Annotated in this window: 26 protein-coding genes; 25 read left to right on the top strand and 1 reads right to left on the bottom strand. The window is 40.2% G+C overall.

Annotated features, from left to right (window positions below):
• Nucleotides 1-28: 28 nt before the first annotated feature.
• Nucleotides 29-109: a stage V sporulation protein SpoVM gene (gene spoVM / locus Q5794_RS21625; RefSeq protein ID WP_016765421.1), complete on the top strand. Its 81-nt coding sequence runs from the start codon at nt 29-31 to the stop codon at nt 107-109.
• Between the two features lie 57 nt (nt 110-166).
• On the opposite strand, the gene rpmB is transcribed toward spoVM, so the two are convergent.
• Nucleotides 167-355 (bottom strand): 50S ribosomal protein L28, encoded by a 189-nt coding sequence (rpmB, locus tag Q5794_RS21620; protein WP_013058914.1) that lies wholly within the window; start codon nt 353-355, stop codon nt 167-169.
• 314 nt (nt 356-669) lie between these two features.
• Here rpmB and Q5794_RS21615 point away from each other — a divergent pair, with 314 nt between their 5' ends.
• From Q5794_RS21615 to ylqF, 24 genes are all read left to right on the top strand, one after another.
• Nucleotides 670-1032: an Asp23/Gls24 family envelope stress response protein gene (locus tag Q5794_RS21615; RefSeq protein ID WP_013058913.1), complete on the top strand. Its 363-nt coding sequence runs from the start codon at nt 670-672 to the stop codon at nt 1030-1032.
• Between the two features lie 16 nt (nt 1033-1048).
• Nucleotides 1049-2716, top strand: coding sequence for a DAK2 domain-containing protein (locus tag Q5794_RS21610; protein WP_192996225.1), 1668 nt, complete (start codon nt 1049-1051; stop codon nt 2714-2716).
• Between the two features lie 195 nt (nt 2717-2911).
• Nucleotides 2912-3940: a PTS sugar transporter subunit IIC gene (locus Q5794_RS21605; RefSeq protein WP_016765419.1), complete on the top strand. Its 1029-nt coding sequence runs from the start codon at nt 2912-2914 to the stop codon at nt 3938-3940.
• A gap of 214 nt (nt 3941-4154) precedes the next feature.
• Nucleotides 4155-4817: an L-serine ammonia-lyase, iron-sulfur-dependent subunit beta gene (gene sdaAB / locus Q5794_RS21600; protein WP_013058911.1), complete on the top strand. Its 663-nt coding sequence runs from the start codon at nt 4155-4157 to the stop codon at nt 4815-4817.
• A gap of 98 nt (nt 4818-4915) precedes the next feature.
• Nucleotides 4916-5803, top strand: a complete 888-nt coding sequence (gene sdaAA / locus Q5794_RS21595; protein WP_014458410.1) for an L-serine ammonia-lyase, iron-sulfur-dependent, subunit alpha — start codon at nt 4916-4918, stop codon at nt 5801-5803.
• Nucleotides 5796-7844: an ATP-dependent DNA helicase RecG gene (recG, locus tag Q5794_RS21590; RefSeq protein ID WP_214984409.1), complete on the top strand. Its 2049-nt coding sequence runs from the start codon at nt 5796-5798 to the stop codon at nt 7842-7844. The genes sdaAA and recG overlap by 8 nt, the downstream gene beginning before the upstream one ends.
• Before the next feature lie 501 nt (nt 7845-8345).
• Nucleotides 8346-8909, top strand: a complete 564-nt coding sequence (gene fapR, locus Q5794_RS21585; RefSeq protein WP_013084815.1) for a transcription factor FapR — start codon at nt 8346-8348, stop codon at nt 8907-8909.
• A gap of 20 nt (nt 8910-8929) precedes the next feature.
• Nucleotides 8930-9934, top strand: coding sequence for a phosphate acyltransferase PlsX (gene plsX / locus Q5794_RS21580; protein WP_214984410.1), 1005 nt, complete (start codon nt 8930-8932; stop codon nt 9932-9934).
• A 3-nt stretch (nt 9935-9937) separates the two neighbouring features.
• The gene (gene fabD / locus Q5794_RS21575; RefSeq protein WP_214984411.1) at nt 9938-10882 is read left to right on the top strand and encodes an ACP S-malonyltransferase; all 945 of its coding nucleotides are present in this window, start codon (nt 9938-9940) and stop codon (nt 10880-10882) included.
• Between the two features lies 1 nt (nt 10883).
• Nucleotides 10884-11624 (top strand): 3-oxoacyl-[acyl-carrier-protein] reductase, encoded by a 741-nt coding sequence (fabG, locus tag Q5794_RS21570; RefSeq protein WP_374988418.1) that lies wholly within the window; start codon nt 10884-10886, stop codon nt 11622-11624.
• 138 nt (nt 11625-11762) lie between these two features.
• A complete protein-coding gene (gene acpP / locus Q5794_RS21565; RefSeq protein WP_013058905.1) occupies nt 11763-11996 on the top strand; it encodes an acyl carrier protein in 234 nt (77 codons plus the stop codon).
• 181 nt (nt 11997-12177) lie between these two features.
• Nucleotides 12178-12924 carry a ribonuclease III gene (gene rnc, locus Q5794_RS21560; RefSeq protein WP_013058904.1) on the top strand — a complete coding sequence of 249 codons (747 nt, stop codon included), beginning with the start codon at nt 12178-12180 and terminating at the stop codon, nt 12922-12924.
• A gap of 77 nt (nt 12925-13001) precedes the next feature.
• Nucleotides 13002-16562 carry a chromosome segregation protein SMC gene (gene smc / locus Q5794_RS21555; protein WP_192996228.1) on the top strand — a complete coding sequence of 1187 codons (3561 nt, stop codon included), beginning with the start codon at nt 13002-13004 and terminating at the stop codon, nt 16560-16562.
• A 25-nt stretch (nt 16563-16587) separates the two neighbouring features.
• Nucleotides 16588-17586 (top strand): signal recognition particle-docking protein FtsY, encoded by a 999-nt coding sequence (ftsY, locus tag Q5794_RS21550; protein ID WP_013058902.1) that lies wholly within the window; start codon nt 16588-16590, stop codon nt 17584-17586.
• Nucleotides 17587-17877: 291 nt separating this feature from the next.
• Nucleotides 17878-18210 (top strand): putative DNA-binding protein, encoded by a 333-nt coding sequence (locus tag Q5794_RS21545; RefSeq protein WP_013058901.1) that lies wholly within the window; start codon nt 17878-17880, stop codon nt 18208-18210.
• 12 nt (nt 18211-18222) lie between these two features.
• Nucleotides 18223-19566, top strand: a complete 1344-nt coding sequence (gene ffh, locus Q5794_RS21540; protein WP_374988417.1) for a signal recognition particle protein — start codon at nt 18223-18225, stop codon at nt 19564-19566.
• A gap of 136 nt (nt 19567-19702) precedes the next feature.
• Nucleotides 19703-19975, top strand: coding sequence for a 30S ribosomal protein S16 (gene rpsP, locus Q5794_RS21535; RefSeq protein WP_013058899.1), 273 nt, complete (start codon nt 19703-19705; stop codon nt 19973-19975).
• Nucleotides 19976-19986: 11 nt separating this feature from the next.
• Nucleotides 19987-20217: a KH domain-containing protein gene (locus tag Q5794_RS21530; protein ID WP_192996230.1), complete on the top strand. Its 231-nt coding sequence runs from the start codon at nt 19987-19989 to the stop codon at nt 20215-20217.
• A 151-nt stretch (nt 20218-20368) separates the two neighbouring features.
• Nucleotides 20369-20752 (top strand): YlqD family protein, encoded by a 384-nt coding sequence (locus tag Q5794_RS21525; RefSeq protein WP_013058897.1) that lies wholly within the window; start codon nt 20369-20371, stop codon nt 20750-20752.
• Between the two features lie 12 nt (nt 20753-20764).
• Entirely contained in the window at nt 20765-21277 is a 513-nt protein-coding gene (gene rimM / locus Q5794_RS21520; protein ID WP_214984412.1) for a ribosome maturation factor RimM, read from the top strand.
• A complete protein-coding gene (trmD, locus tag Q5794_RS21515; protein WP_192996232.1) occupies nt 21277-22017 on the top strand; it encodes a tRNA (guanosine(37)-N1)-methyltransferase TrmD in 741 nt (246 codons plus the stop codon). The genes rimM and trmD overlap by 1 nt, the downstream gene beginning before the upstream one ends.
• Nucleotides 22018-22178: 161 nt before the next feature.
• Complete coding sequence (rplS, locus tag Q5794_RS21510) at nt 22179-22523, top strand: 50S ribosomal protein L19 (RefSeq protein WP_013084808.1); 345 nt, start codon at nt 22179-22181, stop codon at nt 22521-22523.
• A 180-nt stretch (nt 22524-22703) separates the two neighbouring features.
• Nucleotides 22704-23255 carry a signal peptidase I gene (gene lepB / locus Q5794_RS21505; RefSeq protein WP_013058893.1) on the top strand — a complete coding sequence of 184 codons (552 nt, stop codon included), beginning with the start codon at nt 22704-22706 and terminating at the stop codon, nt 23253-23255.
• A 21-nt stretch (nt 23256-23276) separates the two neighbouring features.
• On the top strand, nt 23277-24143 hold the full coding sequence (gene ylqF / locus Q5794_RS21500) for a ribosome biogenesis GTPase YlqF (RefSeq protein ID WP_192996233.1): 867 nt from the start codon (nt 23277-23279) through the stop codon (nt 24141-24143).
• Nucleotides 24144-24246: the final 103 nt, after the last annotated feature.

Below are 24246 nucleotides of genomic sequence, written 5' to 3'. Positions count from 1 at the left end.
AAGTGTGGAGACGGTTAGGAGGGACAGTATGAAATTCTATACAATCAAACTTCCAAAGTTTTTAGGTGGCATCGTAAAGGTCATGCTTAATTCGTTCAAAAAAGATTAACAACGCCGGAATAATAAAAGAAGCACCATAAAATATGGTGCTTTTTCATTATAAAGATTAAACGCGTTGAACTTTACCAGACTTAAGGGCTCTAGCTGAAACGTACACACGTTTTGGTTTACCGTTCACTAAGATACGTACTTTTTGAACGTTAGCACCCCATTTACGCTTAGTAGCGTTCATTGCGTGAGAACGTGCGTTACCTGAACGAGCTTTTCTACCAGTTACTACACATTTGCGTGCCATGATTTTCCCTCCTAACACCAAAAAAACTACTCAATTCTGTTTTGAGAAATACTATATTAATTTATCACAGCCTTAAAGAGAATGCAATAGTTCTGGAGAAAAGCTTTCAAGAAATTTTCCTTGACATATAAAATGAATCTATGTTCAATAATATAGAGAGTAGAAATAGGTATAACTTGGGTTATTACTTATTTTAAGACAAGTTGATACCTAATACTGTCATCTTTAAAAGGGACAAGCTGGACGCCTCTTTTAAAACGAGATTGATTATAGTAGAATATTTATAACCTATGAAAGTAGAAAGGGGAACGAGTATGTCCATCGAAATGAAAACGAAGTATGGTCAAATTGATATTTCTACAGATGTAATTGCAACAATTGCTGGAGGAGCAGCTGTTGATTGTTACGGGATTGTCGGAATGGCTTCAAAAAATCAGCTTAAAGATGGTCTTACAGAAATTCTTCGCAAAGAAAACTTTACACGAGGTATTGTGGTAAGACAAGAAGAGGATGACGTGCATATCGACATGTACATTATCGTAAGCTATGGAACAAAAATTTCTGAAATTGCTCATAATGTGCAAACAAAAGTAAAATACACACTGGAACAAACGGTTGGTTTAACGGTTGATTCAGTAAATATTTATGTGCAGGGTGTTCGTGTAACGAACGTTTAATTAAGGAGGAAGATTCGTGTCAATGACAACGTTGGACGGAAAGCGGTTTAGAGAAATGGTGCTTCAAGGAGCCCAGCATCTATCTAACAATGCAGATTATGTAGATGCGCTGAACGTTTTTCCTGTACCAGATGGTGATACTGGAACAAATATGAACTTATCGATTACGTCTGGTGCTAAAGAAGTGAAAAATAAACTATCTGATCACATCGGCCAAGTGAGTCAAGCTTTGTCTAAGGGCTTATTGATGGGGGCGCGCGGTAATTCAGGAGTTATTTTATCTCAATTATTCCGCGGTTTTGCGAAATCGGTTGAGCAAAAGTCAGCGATTACAACAGTTGAGTTTGCTGAAGCTCTTGAGCTTGGTGTAGAAACTGCTTATAAAGCTGTTATGAAACCAATCGAAGGAACCATTTTAACAGTAGCTAAGGATACTGCTAAAAAAGCAGCGGCTGTTGCTAAAAAGCAATCTGATATGATTCTGTTCATGGAAGAAGTACTTAAGGAAGCTAACGCTTCGTTAAATCGCACGCCAGATCTTTTACCCGTGTTAAAAGAAGTAGGCGTAGTGGATAGCGGAGGTCAAGGGCTTGTTTTAATTTATGAAGGGTTTTTAGCTGAATTAAAAGGTGAAAAACTTCCGGGTGTACCCATGTCAGCTCCTTCCATGAATGAACTCGTAAATGCTGAGCACCATAAGCATGCACAAAGCCATATGAATACAGAAGATATTGAATTTGGCTATTGTACAGAATTTATGGTAAGGCTGGAAGAGGATAAGCCTGCAGCTAAAACATTTTCTGAAGAAACGTTTCGTCAAGACTTAAGTAAATGGGGCGACTCATTGCTTGTAGTATCCGATGATGCAATCGTGAAAGTTCATATTCACGCCGAGCATCCTGGAGAAGTGTTAAACTACGGACAGCAATATGGAAGTTTAATTAAAATGAAGATTGAAAACATGAGAGAACAACATAGCAGCATTGTTTCAGGTGAAGAAAAGCCTGCAGTAAAAAATGCTGAAAAACAGCCCTTTGGCATTGTTACTGTGTCAATGGGAAAAGGAATTGCTGAATTGTTCAAGAGCCTTGGGGCAACGGTTGTCATTGAAGGCGGACAAACAATGAATCCAAGTACGGAGGATATTGTCAAAGCGATTGAAGAAACAAATGCTGAACAGGTACTGATTTTACCTAATAACGGAAATATTGTGATGGCTGCTAACCAAGCGGCTGCTGTTGCCGGCAGTCACGTTTCGGTTGTCCCGTCTAAAACGGTTCCTCAAGGAATGACAGCGCTGCTATCATTTAATCCTCAGCAAAGCTTAAAAGAAAACGAGGAAGTAATGACAGAAGCTCTACAGCACGTGAAAACAGGACAAGTAACGTATGCAGTTCGCGATACAAATATTGATGGTCTTGAATTAGCTAAAGGCGATTTTATGGGTATTGCCGAAAAGAAAATCGTTGTAAAAGATTCAGAGAAATTAGAAGCAGCGAAAAAGCTTTTGACTTATATGATTGATGACGAAGCGGAAATCCTTACGATTCTTCAAGGAGAGGACGTCTCAGACGATGAAGCTGAAGCGCTAACATCGTTTGTAGAAGAAACGTTTGAAGAAGTTGAGGTAGAGCTTCATAAAGGAGATCAACCTTTATATTCTTACATTTTTGCAATTGAATAACAAAAAAAGAAGCACCCCTCCAGACGGGCGCTTTTTTTTTGTGTTTTTTAAGTTAAATACGAACTATTTTATTTTTAAATGTTGTAATCGTTCGGTATATTAGGTATATTAGTTGAAAAGAACCCATTTGTATGGTAGTTTTGAAAACTGATTGAGTCAAATGTGAAAGAAAACAGCATGAGAGGAGAGACACCATTGGATATTTTAAAAGGAACAGGTTTATTATTATTAGTTTTATTTTTATTTTGGTTGTTTAGCAACAAGGCACCTTATGGCATGAAAGCAATGGGGGCTCTGGCAAGCGGAGCGGTAGCTGCGTTTCTCGTAGAGGCCTTTCAGTCATATGTAGGAGGAGATTTACTAGGTATTTCATTCCTAGGTGAAGTTGGAAAGGCTGCAGGAGGAATGGGAGGAGTTGCGGCGGCAGCACTAGTTGCTCTGGCGTTAGGAGTATCTCCTGTATATGCTCTTATGATGGGGGTAGTGTGTTCAGGGCTAGGCTTGCTCCCTGGATTTTTTGCGGGATACCTCATGGCATTTGTAGTGAAATTTATTGAGAAAAAGGCACCTGCTGGTCTAGACTTATTAGGCAACATCTTAATTGCAGCACCTTTAACAAGATTAATTGGTAATGCATTCTCACCTATTGTAGATGCGACGCTTTTAAATATTGGAGGAATTATCAAAGATACAACAAGTGCTAGCCCTATTTTGATGGGAATTATTTTAGGAGGAGTTATTACAGTAGTAGCAACGGCTCCGCTTAGTTCAATGGCTTTAACGGCTATGCTAGGGTTAACGGGATTGCCTATGGCGATTGGAGCTCTTGCTGTGTTTGGTTCTTCTTTCATGAACTATGTGCTGTTTGATCGATTAAAAATTGGGGATCGTCGTACAACCATTTCAGTTGCAGTTGAACCTTTAACACAAGCGAATATTATTTCAGCAAATCCGATTCCTATCTACATTACAAACTTTGTTGGAGGTGCACTAGCTGGTGTGGTTGTGGCTCTGTTCGGATTGGTAAATGATGCTGCAGGCACAGCAACGCCAATCGCAGGGCTTGCAGTGATGTTTGGGTTTAATGACCCTATGAAGGTCACAATTTGTGCAGTACTTTGCGCACTAGCGGGAGCATTAGCTGGGTTTATAGGTTCAGTTGTTTTTAAAAACTTTAAAATTAAAACAGTAGACGATGTAGCTTCCGAGCAAGAAGCAGCTTAAGTAATTCATCTTTTCCTGCATAATATAGCAAAAAAAAGCGGTGTGCTTATCTTATTTTTATGGATAAATACACCGCTTTTTTTTGTGCGTGAATCCCTAATAAAAATGAGAATTTTTAAATTTTTTAAGAGCGTGAAACAAAGCTTCCAAAAAGTCAAAAGCTCAAGTAACATATAAGTAATAACAATGTCTAAATAGCAGGGGGAAAATCCTTATGAAATATAAATCTGTCTTTGATATTATTGGTCCGGTAATGATTGGACCATCTAGCTCACATACAGCTGGTGCAGCGCGTATTGGACGCGTTGCCCGAACGCTTTTTGGAAAGCAGCCCACAAAAGTTGTGGTTTCACTGTACGGTTCTTTTGCTCAAACGTATAAAGGGCACGGAACAGACGTAGCGCTGATTGGCGGTATTTTAGATTTTGATACGTTCGACCAGCGTATTCCGCAATCTTTGGACTTAGCTAAAAAAGAAGGAATGGACGTCACATTTGTTGAGGAAGCGGCAATCACAGATCATCCGAATACTGCTCGCATCAAAATGAGCGACGGATTAAAGGAAATTGAAGTTGTTGGAATTTCAATTGGCGGAGGAAAAATTCAAATTACGGAGCTGAACGGGTTTGAATTAAATTTATCAGGCATGAATCCAGCTATTCTCGTTGTGCATAATGACCGATTTGGTGCCATTGCGACCGTTACGAATATTTTGATGAAACACTCAATTAATATCGGACATATGGAAGTATCTCGCAAAGAGCGCGGAGAAGTAGCGCTCATGGCAATTGAAATGGATACGAATATTGAAGATGATGTAATTGAAGAGTTAAAAACATTGCCTCACATTATTCAAGTAACAAGAATGGTTGAGTAGGATAGAGCGAATAGGACCGGCTTGAGAGAATAACTGGAGCCGAGTGATTATATATGATTCTAAAGTGAAAATAAGACAGAATGATAGCGGAGGTTACTATGTTTCGAAACGTAGCAGAACTAGTAGAATTAGCAGAAAGTCAAAATGTAAAAATTGCAGAGATTATGATTCAACAGGAAATAGATATCACAGGAGTTACTCGTGAAGAAATCATGGAAAAAATGGACCGGAACTTAACGGTTATGGAAGAAGCGGTTGAACGCGGTTTAAAAGGGGTACAGTCTGTTACAGGTTTAACAGGCGGAGATGCAGTGCTGCTTCAAAACTATATTCAAAGTGGAAAATCTTTATCTGGAAATTTAATTTTAGATGCAGTCAGCAAAGCTGTAGCGACAAACGAAGTAAATGCGGCAATGGGGACAATCTGTGCAACACCTACTGCTGGATCTGCGGGGGTAGTGCCAGGAACGCTGTTTGCAGTGCAAAATAAGCTAAACCCAACTCGTAAAGAAATGATTGAATTTTTATTTACATCAGGTGCTTTTGGGTTTGTTGTAGCCAATAATGCGTCTATTTCAGGAGCAGCAGGCGGATGTCAAGCAGAAGTTGGTTCAGCTTCAGGTATGGCAGCTGCAGCGATTGTTGAAATGGCAGGAGGTACACCGAGTCAGGCAGCTGAAGCAATGGCAATCACTCTCAAAAATATGCTAGGATTAGTATGTGACCCAGTAGCGGGGCTAGTAGAAGTTCCATGTGTGAAACGAAACGCAATGGGAGCGGCGAATGCAATGATTGCAGCAGATATGGCCTTAGCAGGCATTACAAGTCGTATTCCATGTGATGAAGTCATTGATGCTATGTATAAAATTGGTCAAACAATGCCGGTTGCATTACGAGAAACTGCACAAGGAGGCTTAGCGGCAACACCAACAGGTCGCGAGCTTGAAGCGAAGATCTTTGGTATTGCATTAAATAAAAGTGAATGAACTAACAACTATTTCAATTAAAACCATTAAAGGTATTGGAGAGGAAACAGCACAAGCATTAGAGGATATGCATATTCACAGTGTGCATGACTTGTTAGAACATTTCCCATACCGCTATGAAGATTATGAGTTAAAAGATTTGGCTGAAGCAATGCACGACGAAAAGGTCACCGTAGAAGGAAAGGTTCACAGCGTCCCCTCGCTTACGTATTACGGAAAAAAACGTTCGCGCCTTACGTTTCGGCTGCTAGTAAACCGTTATTTGATTACGGTTACTTGTTTTAATCGCCCTTACTATAAATCAAAGTTAGAAATCGATCAAACTGTTACGGTTACGGGGAAATGGGATCAGCATCGGCAAACGATTAACTTGCAGGAGCTTCAATTTTCTCCGTTTGTTAAAAATCAAACGATTGAGCCTGTCTACTCAGTTAAAGGCAGCTTAACGGTCAAAGGAATGCGGAAGTTCGTCTCTCTTGCGTTGAAGAATTATGGCAGTAGCATTCAGGATATGCTTCCGGCCTCTATTCGTTCTAGGTACAAACTAGTAACGCGTGAAGAAGCGGTTAGAAGTATTCACTTACCTCGTGATCATGAAGATTTAAAACAAGCAAGACGTCGATTTGTCTATGAAGAATTTCTACTTTTTCAATTAAAAATGCAGGCGCTTAGAAAGCGCGAAAGAGAAGAAACGCCTGGAATGAAGCAAGCATTTGATTCAACTGAGCTGGTAAACTTCACGAACTTGCTGCCGTTTCCGTTAACAAACGCTCAAAAACGTGTAGTAAACGAAATTACGCACGATATGAAATCGCCTTACCGCATGAATCGCTTGCTGCAAGGTGATGTAGGGTCCGGTAAAACAGTCGTAGCAGCGGTTGCTTTATACGCCACTGTTTTAGCAGGGCATCAAGGTGCTTTAATGGTGCCGACTGAAATTTTAGCTGAACAGCATGCTGAGTCATTGACTGCGATGCTTGAAAAGGTAGGCATCAGCGTAGGCTTGCTAACAGGGTCTGTTAAAGGAAAAGCAAGAAGAGAGCTGCTTCAGCGAGTGAAAGACGGAGATGTTCATGTATTAGTAGGTACACATGCCTTAATTCAAGATGAAGTTATATATAATAGTTTAGGACTCGTCATTACGGATGAACAGCACCGCTTTGGAGTTGGGCAGCGCCGGGTTTTACGTGAAAAAGGAGAGAGTCCGGATGTACTGTTTATGACGGCGACTCCTATTCCAAGAACCCTTGCTATTACGGTGTTTGGAGAAATGGATGTGTCCATTATCGATGAAATGCCAGCAGGACGTAAGGCAATTGAAACATACTGGGTAAAACATGATATGCTTGAACGTATTTTACATTTCGTTGAAAAAGAAATACATGACGGCAGACAAGCTTACGTTATTTGTCCGTTGATTGAAGAATCGGACAAGCTGGATGTTCAAAATGCAATTGATGTACATGCAACACTCACTCACTATTTTAATGGAAAAGCAAGCGTTGGTCTCATGCACGGAAGATTGTCACCTGATGAAAAAGAAGAAGTGATGAAACAGTTTAGCGTAAATGACGTGCAGATTTTAGTATCAACAACGGTTGTAGAAGTAGGAGTGAACGTTCCGAATGCAACCGTGATGGTCATTTATGATGCAGAGCGTTTTGGGTTATCTCAGCTTCATCAGCTAAGAGGACGCGTAGGACGAGGAGATGCACAGTCGTATTGTATTCTGCTCGCTGATCCGAAATCAGAAGTTGGAAAAGAACGAATGACCATTATGACGGAAACAAACGATGGATTTGTATTATCAGAAAGAGACTTAGAGCTTCGTGGGCCTGGTGATTTCTTTGGTAGAAAACAAAGCGGGATGCCTGAGTTTAAAGTAGCGGATATGGTGCACGATTACCGTGCGCTTGAAGTAGCTCGAGAAGATGCTGCTAAGCTTGTAAATTCCGACAGCTTTTGGACAGAAGATCAGTTTGCACTGCTGAGAATACAACTAGAAGCAACGGGCGTATTAACTGGAGAAAAATTTGATTAGTAAAAGAGACTGGAACAAAGTATTTTAGTTGAAGGAAAATCCGAACGATCAATCGTTCGGATTTTTTTCATTGTGATGATGAACGTAGATTTCATGTATGTGATGGGTATGTAGGTGCTTCTAACTGTTAAGTGAAGGGCAAGGCACTCCTGCGGGGAAAGCGGAATAGATGAGACCCCGCAGAAGCGTAAGGGACGAGGAGGATCACCTGCGGCCAGCGGAAAGCGAAGTCTTGCACGGAAATCAGCAGCGGTGTAACAAGCAATCTATACGAGCTCCTTTATCCCATTTGTTCATCTTTAGGTTGAAGTGATCTAGTTATGTCTCAATCTCTTTTCGTCTATAAAGATAAAAAGCGGCTTAGAGTGAAAGAGTTAGCGGCTGGTGGTCATTAATACTACGTCAATGCACAGAATACAGCATGTGAAAAATGTTGCAATTAGAAGGTAATGATTATATACTGCTATTAGTACCTAGTATTAAAAGTTCGGATGGTGGAGAATGAAGCGCAGTAAAAAAGAAAGACAGCATCTATTAAAAACGACAATTGAAGAAAACCCATTTATTACGGATGAAGAACTAGCAGACCGTTTTTCAGTGAGCGTTCAAACAATTCGATTAGACCGCCTAGAGTTGTCAATTCCTGAACTGCGAGAACGTATTAAACATGTAGCTTCAAAACAACTAGATGAGGAAGTCCGTTCGCTTCCGATTGAAGAAGTGATTGGAGAAGTTATCGACATTGAATTAGATCAATCAGCGATATCTATTTTTGATGTAAAAACAGAGCATGTGTTTCAGCGTAATCAAATTGCTCGTGGTCACCACCTTTTTGCGCAGGCTAATTCATTAGCTGTCGCTGTTATTAACAACGAATTAGCACTCACAGCAGATGCGTCGATTCGCTATCATCGCCCTGTTAAGCTTCATGAACGCGTGATAGCAAAAGCGAAAGTTCTGTCAACCAGTGAAGTGCGAACCACCGTGGAAGTAAACAGCTATGTAGGGCAAGAGCAAGTGTTCTCTGGAACTTTTAAAATGTATCGTTCTACAAAGGATAAATAATAAAAAGGATGAGACACAACATGAAACTAGCTATTGATGCAATGGGCGGAGATCATGCACCGAAAGCCATTATCGAAGGTGTAGAAAAAGCTACTGCTCAATTTAAAGAATTACATATTACATTAATTGGAAACGAATTGGAGATTAAAAAGTATTTAACAAAATCTGATCGTATTTCGATTATCCATACAGAAGAAACCATTGATGCAACTGATGAGCCGGTGCGAGCTGTGCGCCGTAAAAAACAAGCATCCATGGTATTAATGGCAAATGAAGTCGCCGAAGGCCGTGCTGATGCTTGTATTTCAGCAGGAAATACAGGCGCGCTTATGACAGCGGGACTTTTTATTGTAGGTCGCATCAAAGGCATTGAACGTCCAGCACTTGCTCCGACGCTTCCGACACTAGACGGAAAAGGATTTTTAATGTTAGATGTCGGTGCAAACGTTGATGCCAAGCCTGAACATTTGCTGCAGTACGCTGTGATGGGGTCTGTGTATGCCGAAAAAGTACGCGGCATTCAAGCTCCTAGAGTGGGACTGCTGAACATTGGGACTGAGGATAAAAAAGGAAATGATTTAACAAAGCAAGCCTTTCAGCTACTAAAGAACGCTGATCTCAATTTTGTAGGCAACGTGGAATCTCGTGATTTGCTAAACGGCGTAGCGGATGTGGTTGTAACAGATGGTTTTACAGGGAATATGACTCTTAAGAGCATTGAAGGAACGGCGCTTTCCTTGTTTTCTATGATTAAACAAGAATTAATGAGCACGTTAAAAAGCAAGTTAGCCGCAGCGGTGCTAAAGCCTCAGCTGCAGGGTTTAAAAGCGAAAATGGATTACAGTGAATATGGAGGAGCAGGGCTGTTTGGATTGCATGCGCCTGTTATCAAAGCGCACGGTTCGTCGGATGCGAATGCAGTATTTAGCGCGATTAAGCAAGCTGTGAATATGGTGGAAAACAATGTGTCTTCCACTATTCAAAAAGCAATCGAACAAACTGCTAATGAAGAAAAGGAGAGATAAGAAATGGGGAAAATTGCTTTTATCTTTCCAGGCCAAGGGTCACAAACTGTTGGTATGGGAAAAGATTTATATGATGGAACAGAGGAAGCGAAAAAGCTGATTCATACAGCTGACGAAGCTTTAGGATTCAGTCTTTCAAACATTATTTTTGAAGGGCCTCAAGAAGAATTGACTTTAACTTATCACGCTCAACCTGCTCTTTTAACAACGAGTACAATGCTACTTGAAGCATTTAAAACGAGCGGAATTACACCCGATTTTGTTGCGGGTCACAGTCTAGGAGAATACAGTGCGCTTGTGGCTGCTGAGGTTTTATCGTTTAAAGATGCCGTTGTTGCTGTTCACAAAAGAGGTCGCTATATGGACGAAGCTGTACCAGCAGGTCAAGGTACAATGGCAGCAGTGCTTGGCATGTCAGCGGAAGATCTAGAAGCCGTTACCGCTCAAATTACAAGCGAAGGCGAAGCTGTTCAGCTTGCAAATATTAACTGTCCGGGTCAAATTGTTATTTCAGGTACGGTAAATGGCGTAGAAAAAGCAGGAGCTCTTGCCAAAGAAAAAGGTGCAAAACGCGTGATTCCTCTAGTGGTAAGCGGTCCGTTCCATTCTAGTTTAATGAAGCCAGCTGCTGAAAAACTACGTGATACGCTAGAAACAGTGGGCTTTAGCGATGCGAAGGTTCCAGTTATAGCAAACGTAACTGCAAAGCCGGTTACTGACAGTCAAGATATTCAAAACAAGCTAGTGGAACAACTGTATTCTCCAGTGAGATGGGAAGAAACAGTTGAAACACTTCTTGCAGAAGGTGTAGATACATTTGTTGAAATTGGACCAGGAAAAGTATTATCAGGTCTTGTGAAAAAAGTAAATCGACGTGCGGCTGTGTATGCTGTTAATGATCTTACATCATTAAAATCAACGATTGACGCACTAAAAGGGGGAGAATAACATGTTACAAGGGAAAGTTGCGGTTGTAACAGGCGCTTCTCGCGGAATTGGTCGTGCCGTTGCAATTGAGCTGGGAAAGCTTGGTGCTAAAGTAGTTGTAAACTATTCTGGCAGCGAAGCGAAAGCTCTTGAAGTTGTGGATGAAATTAAAGGATTAGGAACGGATGCAATTGCTGTACAAGCAAATGTGGCAGAAAGTGATTCTGTACAAGCAATGATAAAAGAAGCGATTTCTACATTTGGTTCAGTAGATATTTTAGTGAACAACGCGGGCATCACACGTGATAATCTTCTTATGCGTATGAAAGAAGACGAATGGGATGATGTTATTAATACAAACTTAAAAGGCGTATTTTTGTGTACAAAAGCGGTTACTCGTCAAATGATGAAGCAGCGCACAGGACGTATCATTAATATTTCATCAATTGTCGGCGTCAGCGGTAATGCTGGACAAGCAAATTATGTAGCAGCAAAATCAGGCGTGATTGGTTTAACAAAAACAACTGCCAAAGAATTAGCAAGCCGCAATATTACAGTGAATGCAGTTGCTCCTGGTTTCATTGCAACAGACATGACGGATAAATTGAATGAAGAAGTGCAGGCGGAAATGTTAAAGCAAATCCCTCTTGCAAGCTTCGGCCAGCCTGAGGATGTTGCGAACGCAGTTGCGTTTTTAGCATCAGATGCAAGCCGTTATATTACGGGTCAAACGATTCACGTTGACGGCGGAATGGTGATGTAAAAAATGCACTTTACGAAAAGTGTAATTTGGTGATAAAGTACAAAGGGACGTTTACTAGGCGACCGATAAACTTTATTATTCAACCATAGTATTTTAGATGGAAATCATCTATAATGACTTGAGGGGAGGTGAAGAACAATGGCAGAGGTACTAGAACGCGTAACAACAATCATTGTTGATCGTCTTGGTGTAGACAAAAGTGAAGTGAAACTAGAATCTAGTTTCAAAGAAGACTTAGGTGCTGACTCTCTAGACGTAGTTGAATTTGTAATGGAGCTTGAAGAGGAATTTGATATCGAAATTTCTGACGAAGAAGCTGAAAAAATTTCAACTGTAGGAGATGCAGTTAATTACATACAGAGCCAAATTTAATCTGTAGTATATGTATGAAAAGCCCCGTTAAACAGCGGGGCTTTCTCTTCTTTTTAGGAATTTCAAAAAAAGACCTCTTTTTTTTGAAAAGGTAGTGTATCTTTTAGGATACCTCGTTTTATAATGAGAGATGTTAGGAAAAAACTACGAAACAATTGAAGCAGGTAAGCGGAGGTATTTTATGCCTAAACAATATTCAAATCGAGATCGAAAGATGAACGTGAAATTCAAGCAAAATTTTGCAGAGTTTCAAAAGGAAATTGGTATTCAGTTTACAAATGAAGCGCTTCTTTTTCAAGCATTTACACATTCATCCTATGTGAATGAGCATCGCAGAAGACCGTATGAAGACAACGAGCGTCTTGAGTTTTTAGGAGATGCCGTATTAGAGCTAACCGTATCACAATTTTTATTTAAAAAGTATCCAACGATGAGTGAAGGTGAGTTAACGAAGCTTCGTGCAGCAGTTGTGTGCGAACCGTCGCTTGTTACTTTTGCAAATGAAATGGATTTTGGTAAACTAGTGTTACTTGGAAAAGGTGAAGAGATGACCGGCGGCCGATCTAGACCCGCTTTACTGGCCGATGTGTTTGAAGCATTTATCGGAGCTCTTTATTTAGACCAAGGGCTTGATACGGTAGTAACGATTCTAAAAAAAGTTGTCTTTCCAAAAATTAATGAAGGTGCTTTTTCTCATGTGATGGATTTCAAAAGCCAGCTTCAAGAAGTCATTCAACGTGATGGAGTTGGACAATTAGAATACAAAGTTTTGCAAGAAAAAGGTCCAGCGCATAATCGCGAATTCTTATCTCGCGTATCGTTAAATGGTGAAGAGCTCGGCGTTGGTGTAGGCCGTTCGAAAAAAGAAGCAGAGCAAAAAGCAGCTCAAGTAGCTATTACGAAAATTAGAGCAAGTCAAACGAAATAAAATGATCCCCCTCTTAACGTATTCGTTATAAAGGGGGATTTGCTATGAAAAGATTACAAGTGTGAGGGGGGATTTCTATGTTCCTCAAACGATTAGATATTGCAGGGTTCAAATCGTTTGCAGAAAAAGTATCGATAGATTTTGTGCCAGGTGTAACGGCGGTAGTAGGACCGAATGGAAGCGGAAAAAGCAACATTACGGACGCCATACGCTGGGTGCTTGGAGAACAGTCAGCCAAATCGCTTCGTGGAGGGAAAATGGAGGACATTATTTTTGCAGGAAGCGAATCGCGCCGTGCTGTAAATGTTGCTGACGTAACGCTTACGTTGGAAAATGATGACCAGTTTCTCCCGCTTGACTACCATGAAGTTAGTATTACAAGGCGCGTGTACCGCTCAGGAGACAGTGAATTTTTTATTAACAACCAGCCGTGCCGCTTGAAAGATATTGTCGATTTATTTATGGATTCAGGACTTGGAAGAGAAGCTTTTTCGATTATCAGTCAAGGAAAAGTAGAAGAAGTACTAAGCAGTAAATCTGACGAGCGCCGTAAAATTTTTGAAGAAGCAGCAGGTGTATTAAAATACAAAACGCGTAAACGAAAAGCGGAGCTTCGACTTCTCGAAACGCAAGAAAATTTAAATCGAGTGGTAGATATTCTTCATGAAATTGAAGGTCAGTTAGAGCCTTTACAGATTCAATCGTCTATTGCAAAAGATTATTTGCAGAAAAAAGAAGAATTAGAGCACATTGATGTGGCTGTTACGGTATTTGAAGTTGAAGATCTTCATCAGAAATGGGAAAAATTAAAAGCTGAAATGGCTCAGCACGAGCAGCTTGAAGAATCTCTCGCGACGAATATTCGCACGCGTGAAGGAGAAATCCAGACCCTTCGTTTGCACATTCAGCAAATAGATGAACAACTAGACTCTTTACATAAAAAACTACTATATGTAAGTGAAGAAGTAGAAAAGCTAGAAGGCAAAAAAGAAGTATTAAAAGAGCGTAAGAAAAATGCCTTTCAAAATAAAGAGCAGCTGGAACGTTTAGTAAAAGAGTATACTCATAAGCATCAAGAGCTAAGTAAAGCAAAAGACAGCGAAGGAAAAGATCTTGAGCAATCTCAAAAAGAAGTACAAGAGATACGTCTGAAGCTTACTGAGCAGGAACAGCTGTTCAGGCAGTACAGCGAGAATCTAGAAGAAAAACTTGAACAGATGAAAAGCGAGTATTTTGAATTAGCGAACGCTCAAACATCCGCTCGAAATGAAATTTCATTTTTAGAGCAGCAAAAAATGCAAACGTTTGAAAAAGAGCAGCGTTTAACAAAATCCAACGAGCAATACGTAGAACAACGCCGTGAATTAACGCAGCGAAAAGAAGCGGCGATCAAAAGGCTTGCTCAGTTTCGTCAAGAGCTTCAGCAGGCTGTACACGTGTATAAGCAGCAAGGAGAGAAGCTTGAGTCATTAAGGCAAGCCTATCGTAAACAAGAGTCTACGCTTTATCAAGCTTATCAGTACGTGCAGCAGACAAAATCACGAAAAGAAATGCTTGAAGAGATGCAAGAAGACTATGAAGGTTATTTTCACGGTGTAAAAGAAGTATTAAAAGCGCGTGATGAGAAGCTTGCAGGTATTAAAGGTGCCATTGCTGAGCTAATCAATGTTCCAAAAGAGTATGAAACAGCGCTTGAAATTGCGCTTGGAGGAGCAGCTCAGCATATTGTCGTTCAAGACGAACAAAGTGCACGTCAGGCAATTGGCTTTTTGAAACAAAACGGTTACGGGAGAGCTACATTTTTACCACTAACGTCTGTAAAAGAACGTTATGTTCCGGCTCAAACTATTTCTATGCTAGAGAGTCACGAAGCGTATGTAGGAATTGCTTCATCTCTTGTTAAATACGAAGCTACCTACGAACGAGTTATTAAAAATTTGCTTGGAACCGTTATTGTTGTCAATGATTTAAAAGGTGCGAATGAACTTGCCCGTCTTGTACAGCATCGCTATCGTTTTGTGACCGTTAAAGGAGATGTCGTCAACCCCGGTGGTTCGATGACAGGCGGTTCAATGAAGCAAAAGTCCAACTCTTTGTTAGGCCGTCAGCGTGAAGTGGAAGCCATTACGGCAAAAATAGAAGAGATGGAACAAAAGACGCTTGTGCTCGAGCAAGATGTGAAAGATAAAAAGTCACAGATTGAAGAGCTTCAACAGGAAATTAATAAACAGCAGGCATTTGTGGAACGCTTGAAAGACAAAGAGCAGGAGTCTGACCGAGAAGTAAAGCAAATTGACATCGAAGAAAAAGCAGTGAATGACCGCTTAACCATGTACGATCATGATATTGCTAGCTTTAGGCAAGATCAAACGAGCTTGTCCGCTCGAATTGATGAGCTGCATACGAGTTTGCAAGGAAATCAGCAGCAGGCAAATGTATTAGAGAAAAACATTGAAGAGTTAGCTGCACGCAAGCATACACAGCAAACGTCTAAAGAAACGGTTCAACATGAGCTTACAGAAGTAAAAGTCCTTCTTGCGAAAAAAGAACAGTTCCTCGCAAATCAGCAAGAAAAATATGAAAGAGTGTGTTTTGAGCTTGATCAAACCATTCAGCGTTTATCTGAAACTACAGATGATCTTTCTCTTTTAACGAGTGAAATCACGAGCAACGACTCGGGTGAACTTCAGCTCGAAGAAGCAGCGCATGAGCGAATAAAAGAAAAGACAGAAACGTTAAAATTAATGGATGACTGCAGATCAGAGCGGTTGAAAGCCCAGAATAAACTTGAAGACGAAGAGAGGATTGTAAAAGAGCTGCAGCGTCAGTACAAACAAATTGCGGATGCTTTAAAAGATGAAGAAGTCAAAATCAATCGAATTGACGTAGAGCTAGACAGCCGTCTGCAGCAGCTGACAGAAGAGTACGAAATTAGCTTTGAAGCAGCAAAAGAAAAGTATCCTTTAACATTAGATATTCAAGAAGCGAGGAAAAAAATCAAGCTCATTAAGCTGGCAATTGATGAATTAGGAACCGTAAACTTAGGTTCTATTGAACAATACGAACGTGTTTCAGAGCGCTATGAATTTTTAAATACGCAGCGAGCGGACCTTGACGAAGCGAAAAATACGCTGTATCAAGTGATTGAAGAAATGGACGAGGAAATGAAGAAACGTTTTTCTGATACGTTCTCTCGTATCCGCAATGAATTTGGTACAGTGTTCTCTTCACTATTCGGAGGAGGAAAAGCGGATTTAAAATTAACAGATCCGAAAGATTTATTAAATACAGGTGTGGAAATTGTTGCCCAGCCTCCTGGGAAAAAACTGCAGAATCTAGGGTTGCTGTCAGGCGGCGAGCGTTCGTTAACAGCCATTGCCCTCCTGTTTTCTATTTTGAAAGTACGTCCGGTGCCGTTTTGTGTGCTAGATGAAGTGGAAGCGGCGCTTGATGAAGCAAACGTTCATCGCTTTGCTACGTATTTACGCAAATTTAGTACTCAAACACAGTTCATTGTTATTACTCACCGAAAAGGTACAATGGAAGAAGCTGATGTACTGTACGGTGTGACGATGCAAGAATCTGGCGTATCGAAATTAGTCTCTGTTCGCTTAGAAGAATCAAAGCAATATGTTTAACTCATAGAATGAAAGGGTGGTACGAATGAGCTTTTTTAAGAAACTAAAAGAAAAAATTACAATGCAAACGGATTCTGTTACACAAAAATTTAAAGATGGACTATCAAAAACGCGCAATTCTTTTTCAGAACGCGTGAATGATCTAGTGTCTCGCTATCGTCAAGTAGACGAAGAATTTTTTGAGGAATTAGAAGAAATTTTAATCAGTGCTGATGTTGGTGTGGCTACCGTATTGGATTTAATTGATGACTTAAAATCGGAAGTGAAACGCCGTAATATTAAGGATCCTCAAGATGTGCAGGCTGTCATCTCTGAGAAATTAATTGATATTTATGAATCTGGTGAAGAGCAGATTGGTGAACTGAATATGCAGCAAAATGATTTAACGGTGATTTTGTTTGTAGGGGTAAACGGCGTTGGAAAAACAACAACAATTGGGAAAATTGCGCATAAATTCAAACAAGAAGGCAAAAAAGTCGTAATGGCAGCAGGTGATACGTTCCGTGCCGGTGCAATTGAGCAGTTAGAAGTATGGGGAGAACGCGTTGGTGTTGATGTTATTAAGCAATCTGCAGGTTCTGACCCTGCCGCTGTCATGTATGACGCTGTTCAGTCAGCTAAGGCTCGAAAAGCAGATGTTTTACTATGTGATACAGCAGGGCGCCTTCAAAACAAAGTGAATTTAATGAAAGAATTAGAGAAAGTAAAGCGTGTTATTGAGCGAGAAATTCCTGGCGCCCCTCATGAAGTACTTCTTGTACTTGATGCGACGACGGGTCAAAACGCTTTAAGTCAGGCTAAAACATTCTCAGAAGCAACGAACGTGACGGGAATTGTGTTGACAAAACTAGATGGTACGGCTAAAGGGGGAATTGTTCTTGCCATTCGAAACGAACTGAAGCTTCCTGTTAAATTCGTTGGACTTGGAGAAAAAGTAGACGACCTTCAACCGTTTGACACGGAGCAATATATCTATGGATTATTTGCCAATGCTGTAGAAGAAGAAACAGAAAAAGAGGCGTAATCTAAAAAGAGGCTGGGATATAAGTATCTTAGTTGAAGAAAGATCCGAACGATTAATCGTTCGGATCTTTTTATTAGTAGGGTGGACGCAGGTTTCATACGAGCTCCCTTAACCCGTTTGTTCGTCTTTAAATTGAAATAATTTAGTCATATCTCCATCTCTTTCAAGTGGAAAAATGTGAGGTGTTAAGGAAAAAACTTGACATTCAAACCTAGCCTAGTTAAACTAATAACATGTAAAGGCTTTTCACTTAACAAGGGGGGCGGTCAGATGGTTGAAAAGAGCGTGCATATGCTCGAAAAAACAACAAGAATGAATTACTTATTTGACTTCTATCAGGCGCTGTTGACGCCCAAACAAAGAAGTTATATGTCACTTTATTACTTGGATGATTATTCCCTCGGTGAAATAGCGGAAGAATTTGATGTGAGTCGTCAAGCAGTTTATGATAATATAAAACGTACAGAGCAAATGCTTGAACAATATGAGGAAAAGCTATTGTTATTTCAACGGTTTCAAGAGCGTCAATCAATTGTTCAACAACTGAAAGACGAACTTGCAGCCGACTTAAACAAGAACAGTAAGCTTTCTTCTCTTCTTGATTCGCTCGAGAAATTAGATTAGGGGGCGGCGTATATGGCATTTGAAGGATTAGCCGACCGTTTGCAAAGCACACTGCAAAAGTTAAAAGGAAAAGGAAAAGTTAACGAAGCTGATGTTAAAGAAATGATGCGTGAAGTTAGACTTGCCCTTTTAGAAGCCGATGTAAACTTTAAAGTAGTAAAAGACTTTGTTAAGCGCGTAAGCGAACGTGCTGTAGGTCAAGACGTTCTTAAGAGCTTAACGCCTGGACAACAAGTTATTAAGGTTGTACAAGAAGAATTAACTGCACTTATGGGCGGAGAGCAAAGCAAGATTGCAGTAGCTCCAAAAGCTCCAACTGTAATTATGATGGTTGGACTTCAAGGTGCAGGTAAAACAACAACAACCGGTAAACTTGCCAATTTATTACGTAAAAAATATAACCGTAATCCATTGCTTGTAGCAGCAGATATTTATCGTCCGGCAGCTATTAAACAGCTTGAAACACTAGGGAAACAGCTTAGCATGTCTGTTTTTTCATTAGGTGATCAAGTAAGTCCTGTGGAGATTACGAAACAAGCTATTGCTCATGCGAAAGAAGAGCATCACGATTATGTATTAATTGATACAGCGGGACGTTTGCATGTGGATGAAAATCTAATGGAAGAGTTAGAACAGATCAAAGAGCTTTCTAACCCAGACGAAATCTTCCTTGTTGTCGATGCGATGACGGGTCAAGATGCGGTAAACGTTGCGGATAGCTTTAATAAGCAATTAGGATTAACTGGAGTTGTATTAACGAAACTAGACGGCGATACGCGCGGTGGTGCAGCGCTTTCTATTCGTGCAGTAACCGATACACCAATTAAGTTTGTCGGTCTTGGAGAAAAAATGGATGCTATTGAAGCATTCCATCCAGAGCGTATGGCTTCCCGTATCTTAGGTATGGGTGATGTGCTGACGCTTATCGAAAAGGCTCAGGCAAATGTAGATGCTGAAAAAGCAAAAGAGCTTGAAGCTAAGCTGCGCACGCAGTCATTTACATTTGATGACTTTTTAGATCAACTTGCTCAGGTGCGTCAAATGGGACCGCTTGATGAGCTAATTGGTATGCTTCCGGGCGCCAATAAAGTAAAGGGGCTCAAAAACCTGCAGGTTGATGAAAAGCAAATTAATCATGTAGAAGCAATCATTCGTTCTATGACGAAAGCGGAAAAAACAAACCCTGAAATCATTAATGCAAGTCGAAGAAAGCGTATTGCAAAAGGAAGCGGGCGTTCTGTACAAGAAGTAAACCGTTTGCTTAAACAATTTGAAGACATGAAAAAAATGATGAAACAAATGACAAATATGTCAAAAGGCAAGAAAAAGGGTATGAAACTTCCATTCTTCTCATGATAAAACGCTTGATTTGGACTGAAAAACCAAAGAAAATAAAATATTTTTCTAGTGTTAAGAAAAAAACCTTTACAAACATTTTACCTATTTGATATTATATTATCTTGTTGAAACATATTCGGAGGTGCTTTATAAAATGGCAGTAAAAATTCGTTTAAAACGTATGGGAGCTAAAAAATCTCCTTTCTATCGTATCGTAGCAGCAGACTCTCGTTCACCACGTGATGGACGTTACATCGAAGTAGTTGGAACTTACAATCCTGTAGTTCAACCAGCTGAAGTTAAAATCGATGAAGAGCTAGCTCTTAAATGGTTACAAAATGGTGCTAAACCATCTGATACAGTTCGTAACCTTTTCTCTAACGAAGGCATCATGGAAAAATTCCATAATGCTAAATTAGGAAAATAATTTCACTCGAGATGACATCACTAATCGAAACAATTGTAAAGCCGCTTGTTGATTATCCAGCTGATGTTAAAGTGGAGGAGCAAGAAGATGAACGCCAAGTGACGTACATCCTTACTGTTCACCAAGAAGATGTCGGCAAAGTAATCGGCAAACAAGGCCGCGTTGCAAAAGCGATTCGAACTGTTGTGAATGCAGCAGCATTACAGCAAGGTAAAAAAGTGTATGTGAAAATTCAAGAGTAATCAAAAAGGGAGAGGGATAACCTCGCCCTTTTTTTATGTTATGATAAGATGGACGTTTTGATCACAGTAAGTCTTTTGCGAGCAAGAGGCAGCTATTTCAATATGCATGTAAAAAGCACAAGGTCACTATCTTGAGGGCGGAGGGAACGTTTTGAACATTATTCAAAAAGTGGTTGTGAAACAAGTGTTAACTGAAGCAAGCAAACAAGATCTTGAAAATCGTTTTATAAACCGCAAGCAGGCGCTTGAAAAAGAAATGGAACAGCTGAAATTTCAGTTAAAGCACATGGAAAAAGCCAATAAAGGTTCTTCTTTATTACATAGTCAGTTTGAAAAAGAAAAATCCGCTCGCCTTGAAAAAATTGAAGTGTTGAACTTTCAGCTGACGCAATTAGAAAAGCTTCCTTTAGGGAGCGAACTCGTTGAAACGGAACTGGATGCCTTAGTAGAGGTAAAAATCGGCGATGATTGGGAAAAGATAAAAGAAAGTAAAACAATTATTATAAAAGATAGCAAAGTTGTTGAGATTAGATAGAGGTGAAGAAGCATGAAATGGTTTAAGGTTGGAAAAATTGTGAATACCCATGGTGTAAAAGGAGAAGTTCGTATTGTATCAACTACGGATTTTGCTGATGAGCGCTATGAAAAAGGAAATAAACTTTATATCTTCAAAGAGAAGCAAAGCGAGCCGGTAGAAGTAACGGTAGCAAGCCATCGCAGGCATAAAAATTTTGATCTGCTTACATTCGAAGGCTATCACAACGTAAATGATGTCGAGCATTACAAAAACTGCGAAGTGAAAATCCCTGAGGAGCAGCTAACGGATTTAGAAGACGGTGAATTCTATTTCCATGAAATTATTGGCTGTACAGTAAAAACAGAAGACGGAGTAGAGGTAGGAACGGTCAAAGAAATTTTAACGCCGGGAGCTAATGATGTGTGGGTTGTTAAAAAAGGCGGAAAAGAAGTTCTTATTCCTTACATCGACGACGTTGTACAATCTATTGATATAGATGAAAAAGAGATTGTTATTACGGTAATGGAAGGGTTATTGGACTAATGAAAATTGACGTACTGTCGCTATTTCCTTCTATGTTTGACGGTGTTTTTGGTGAATCAATTTTGAAAAAAGCACAGGAAAAAAATGCGGTTGAACTGAATGTGGTTAATTTCCGAGAATATTCTACGAACAAACATCAAAATGTGGACGATTATCCTTACGGCGGAGGTGCTGGAATGGTATTGACGCCGCAGCCTATTTTTGACGCTGTAGAAAAGCTGACTGAAACAGCTAAGAAGCCCCGGGTAGTTTTACTTTGTCCGCAGGGCGAACGTTATACGCAGGCAAAAGCAGAAGAGCTAGCAGCAGAAGAGCATTTAATTTTCATTTGCGGTCATTACGAAGGATATGATGAACGAATTCGTGAGCAGCTGGTAACTGATGAAATTTCAATTGGTGACTATGTATTAACTGGAGGAGAGCTTGGTGCAATGGTTGTGATCGATAGCGTTGTTCGCCTGCTTCCCGATGTGCTTGGCAATAATCATTCAGCTGTACAGGACTCACACAGTACAGGTTTACTAGAGCACCCCCACTATACGCGTCCTGCTGATTTTAGAGGCTTAACAGTTCCTGAAGTACTTATGTCAGGAAATCATAAAAAAATTGAACAGTGGCGCCAAAAAGAGTCTTTAAAGCGCACGTTGCTTCGAAGACCGGATATGCTTGAAAAGATGGAGCTAACGGAAGAGCAAAAGAAACTAGTAGCTCAATTAAAAGAGGAAAACCACCTTTCATAAATCCATAAAATTTATGCATAAACTCTGTTGCATACGGTATAAGAGTGTGCTAAGATAGATTTTGTGGCTTGGGCAGATGTCTGGTCACCTATAACGATGTTCCGCTGCAATGATTGAAAAGCATTGGTATGAGCGTCTGTTGGAAGGAGTTGAAACACGCGATGCAAAAATTAATCGAAGAGATTACAAAAGAACAATTAAAAACAGATCTTCCTACGTTCCGTCCTGGTGATACTGTACGTGTACACGTAAATATCGTTGAGGGTACTCGTGAACGTGTTCAGGTATTTGAAGGTGTTGTTATTAAGCGTCGTGGCGGTGGTATCAGCGAAACATTTACAGTACGTAAGATTTCTTACGGTGTAGGTGTAGAGCGTACATTCCCACTTCATACGCCAAAAATTGCAAAAATCGAAGTAATGCGCCGCGGTAAAGTACGCCGTGCGAAACTTTATTACCTACGTGAATTACGTGGTAAAGCTGCGCGTATTAAAGAAATTCGATAATAGTAAAGGGGAGCTTGTTTATACAAGCTCCTTTTTTCAAATGTTTTTTTAGAACGATTCGTTCTCTGACAGTAAAAAATAGACGTACAAGTCATCATTTTTTTATTCTATTTATTTATTAGGCGTTTCAAACATTATCGTTTAAAATAAAGGTATGACATAAGAGTTGGAGGACTGAAGATGGCTCGAAAGAAAAATGAACTGTGGGAATGGATAAAAGCAATCGCCATTGCCGTACTGTTAGCTGTTGTAATTCGCTATTTTTTGTTTGCACCGATTGTAGTAGATGGACTTTCTATGATGCCTACGCTGCATGACCAAAATCGAATGATTGTAAATAAGTTCTCCTATAAGATTGGTGATCCTGATCGCTTTGATATTATTGTTTTTCATGCTACAGCGGAAAAAGATTACATAAAACGTATTATCGGACTGCCGGGTGATCATATTGAGTATCGAAATGATACGCTATATGTAAATGGAAAAGCTTATAAAGAGCCCTACTTAGATCAGTATAAAAAAGAAGTGATTGACGGTAATTTAACCGAAGATTTTAAACTAGAAGACGTAACGGGTAAAAAGACCGTGCCAGAAGGCTATTTGTTCGTGATGGGAGACAATCGACGCTACAGTAAAGACAGCCGTCAGATTGGCTTTGTGAGCATGGACAAGGTGCTTGGTAAAACGAGTGCCGTATACTGGCCGATTAAAGAAGCGCGTTTTGCAAAGTAAAATATAAAAGGTGAGTAAAATATGACAATTCAATGGTTTCCTGGTCATATGGCCAAGGCCAGAAGACAAGTAACTGAAAAGCTAAAATTGATTGATATTGTATACGAACTGGTTGATGCACGCATTCCGCAATCATCGCGAAATCCAATGATTGATGAGATTATCGTGAACAAGCCGAGAATCGTATTGCTGAATAAAGTGGACAAAGCTGATCCGCGCGTTACTCAGCAGTGGCTAGATTATTATAAACAACAAGGTATTTATGCCTTAGCTATTGATGCACAAGCAGGTAAAGGAATGAAACAAATTGTTTCGTCTTCCAAAGAACTTCTTCAAGAGAAGTTTGACCGCATGCGCGCAAAAGGAGTCAAAAAACCCCGCGCCATCCGAGCGATGATTGTAGGGATTCCTAACGTCGGTAAATCAACGCTGATTAATCGCCTTGCCAGCAAAAAAATCGCCAAGACCGGAGATCGTCCAGGTGTGACGCAAGCACAGCAGTGGATTAAGGTAGGAAATGAGCTGGAGCTACTTGATACGCCAGGTATTTTGTGGCCTAAGTTTGAAGATGAAACAGTTGGATATAAGCTTGCGACAACGGGTGCTATCAAAGATACCATTTTAAATATGCAAGATGTCGCTGTTTATGCGCTGCGCTTCTTATCTAGCCATTACCCAGAACAACTAAAGCAGCGTTATGATTTAAATGAAATCCCTGAAGATATTGTAGAGCTTTTTGATGCAATTGGGTCGCGCCGCGGCTGTTTAATGGGTGGCGGCATGGTGGATTACGATAAAACAGCTGAGCTTGTTCTTCGAGAAATTCGAACGGATAAAATTGGCACCTTTACATTTGATGATCCAAGTGAAGCTGAACAGCAGCTGTAAGCAATACATTGCGAACTGAAACAAAAAACGCCTCTGCCTTTTTAGCATGAGGCGTTTTTTATGTAAAGGTGCCGTGTGAAAATGTTGATATAAAGAAGGTGGA

It is taken from the genome of Priestia megaterium, from assembly GCF_041941685.1.
In the GTDB taxonomy this organism is placed as follows: Bacteria; Bacillota; Bacilli; order Bacillales; family Bacillaceae_H; genus Priestia; species Priestia megaterium_C.
This window is presented reverse-complemented; position numbering and strand designations above follow the sequence as displayed.

What these genes read in the sequence shown, in the direction of transcription:
- spoVM (WP_016765421.1), top strand. Translation starts at nt 29, where the DNA reads ATGAAATTCTATACAATCAAACTTCCAAAGTTTTTAGGTGGCATCGTA.
- rpmB (WP_013058914.1), bottom strand. Translation starts at nt 355, where the DNA reads ATGGCACGCAAATGTGTAGTAACTGGTAGAAAAGCTCGTTCAGGTAAC.
- Q5794_RS21615 (WP_013058913.1), top strand. Translation starts at nt 670, where the DNA reads ATGTCCATCGAAATGAAAACGAAGTATGGTCAAATTGATATTTCTACA.
- sdaAB (WP_013058911.1), top strand. Translation starts at nt 4,155, where the DNA reads ATGAAATATAAATCTGTCTTTGATATTATTGGTCCGGTAATGATTGGA.
- sdaAA (WP_014458410.1), top strand. Translation starts at nt 4,916, where the DNA reads ATGTTTCGAAACGTAGCAGAACTAGTAGAATTAGCAGAAAGTCAAAAT.
- fapR (WP_013084815.1), top strand. Translation starts at nt 8,346, where the DNA reads ATGAAGCGCAGTAAAAAAGAAAGACAGCATCTATTAAAAACGACAATT.
- plsX (WP_214984410.1), top strand. Translation starts at nt 8,930, where the DNA reads ATGAAACTAGCTATTGATGCAATGGGCGGAGATCATGCACCGAAAGCC.
- fabD (WP_214984411.1), top strand. Translation starts at nt 9,938, where the DNA reads ATGGGGAAAATTGCTTTTATCTTTCCAGGCCAAGGGTCACAAACTGTT.
- fabG (WP_374988418.1), top strand. Translation starts at nt 10,884, where the DNA reads ATGTTACAAGGGAAAGTTGCGGTTGTAACAGGCGCTTCTCGCGGAATT.
- acpP (WP_013058905.1), top strand. Translation starts at nt 11,763, where the DNA reads ATGGCAGAGGTACTAGAACGCGTAACAACAATCATTGTTGATCGTCTT.
- rnc (WP_013058904.1), top strand. Translation starts at nt 12,178, where the DNA reads ATGCCTAAACAATATTCAAATCGAGATCGAAAGATGAACGTGAAATTC.
- smc (WP_192996228.1), top strand. Translation starts at nt 13,002, where the DNA reads ATGTTCCTCAAACGATTAGATATTGCAGGGTTCAAATCGTTTGCAGAA.
- ftsY (WP_013058902.1), top strand. Translation starts at nt 16,588, where the DNA reads ATGAGCTTTTTTAAGAAACTAAAAGAAAAAATTACAATGCAAACGGAT.
- Q5794_RS21545 (WP_013058901.1), top strand. Translation starts at nt 17,878, where the DNA reads ATGCTCGAAAAAACAACAAGAATGAATTACTTATTTGACTTCTATCAG.
- ffh (WP_374988417.1), top strand. Translation starts at nt 18,223, where the DNA reads ATGGCATTTGAAGGATTAGCCGACCGTTTGCAAAGCACACTGCAAAAG.
- rpsP (WP_013058899.1), top strand. Translation starts at nt 19,703, where the DNA reads ATGGCAGTAAAAATTCGTTTAAAACGTATGGGAGCTAAAAAATCTCCT.
- Q5794_RS21530 (WP_192996230.1), top strand. Translation starts at nt 19,987, where the DNA reads ATGACATCACTAATCGAAACAATTGTAAAGCCGCTTGTTGATTATCCA.
- rimM (WP_214984412.1), top strand. Translation starts at nt 20,765, where the DNA reads ATGAAATGGTTTAAGGTTGGAAAAATTGTGAATACCCATGGTGTAAAA.
- trmD (WP_192996232.1), top strand. Translation starts at nt 21,277, where the DNA reads ATGAAAATTGACGTACTGTCGCTATTTCCTTCTATGTTTGACGGTGTT.
- rplS (WP_013084808.1), top strand. Translation starts at nt 22,179, where the DNA reads ATGCAAAAATTAATCGAAGAGATTACAAAAGAACAATTAAAAACAGAT.
- lepB (WP_013058893.1), top strand. Translation starts at nt 22,704, where the DNA reads ATGGCTCGAAAGAAAAATGAACTGTGGGAATGGATAAAAGCAATCGCC.
- ylqF (WP_192996233.1), top strand. Translation starts at nt 23,277, where the DNA reads ATGACAATTCAATGGTTTCCTGGTCATATGGCCAAGGCCAGAAGACAA.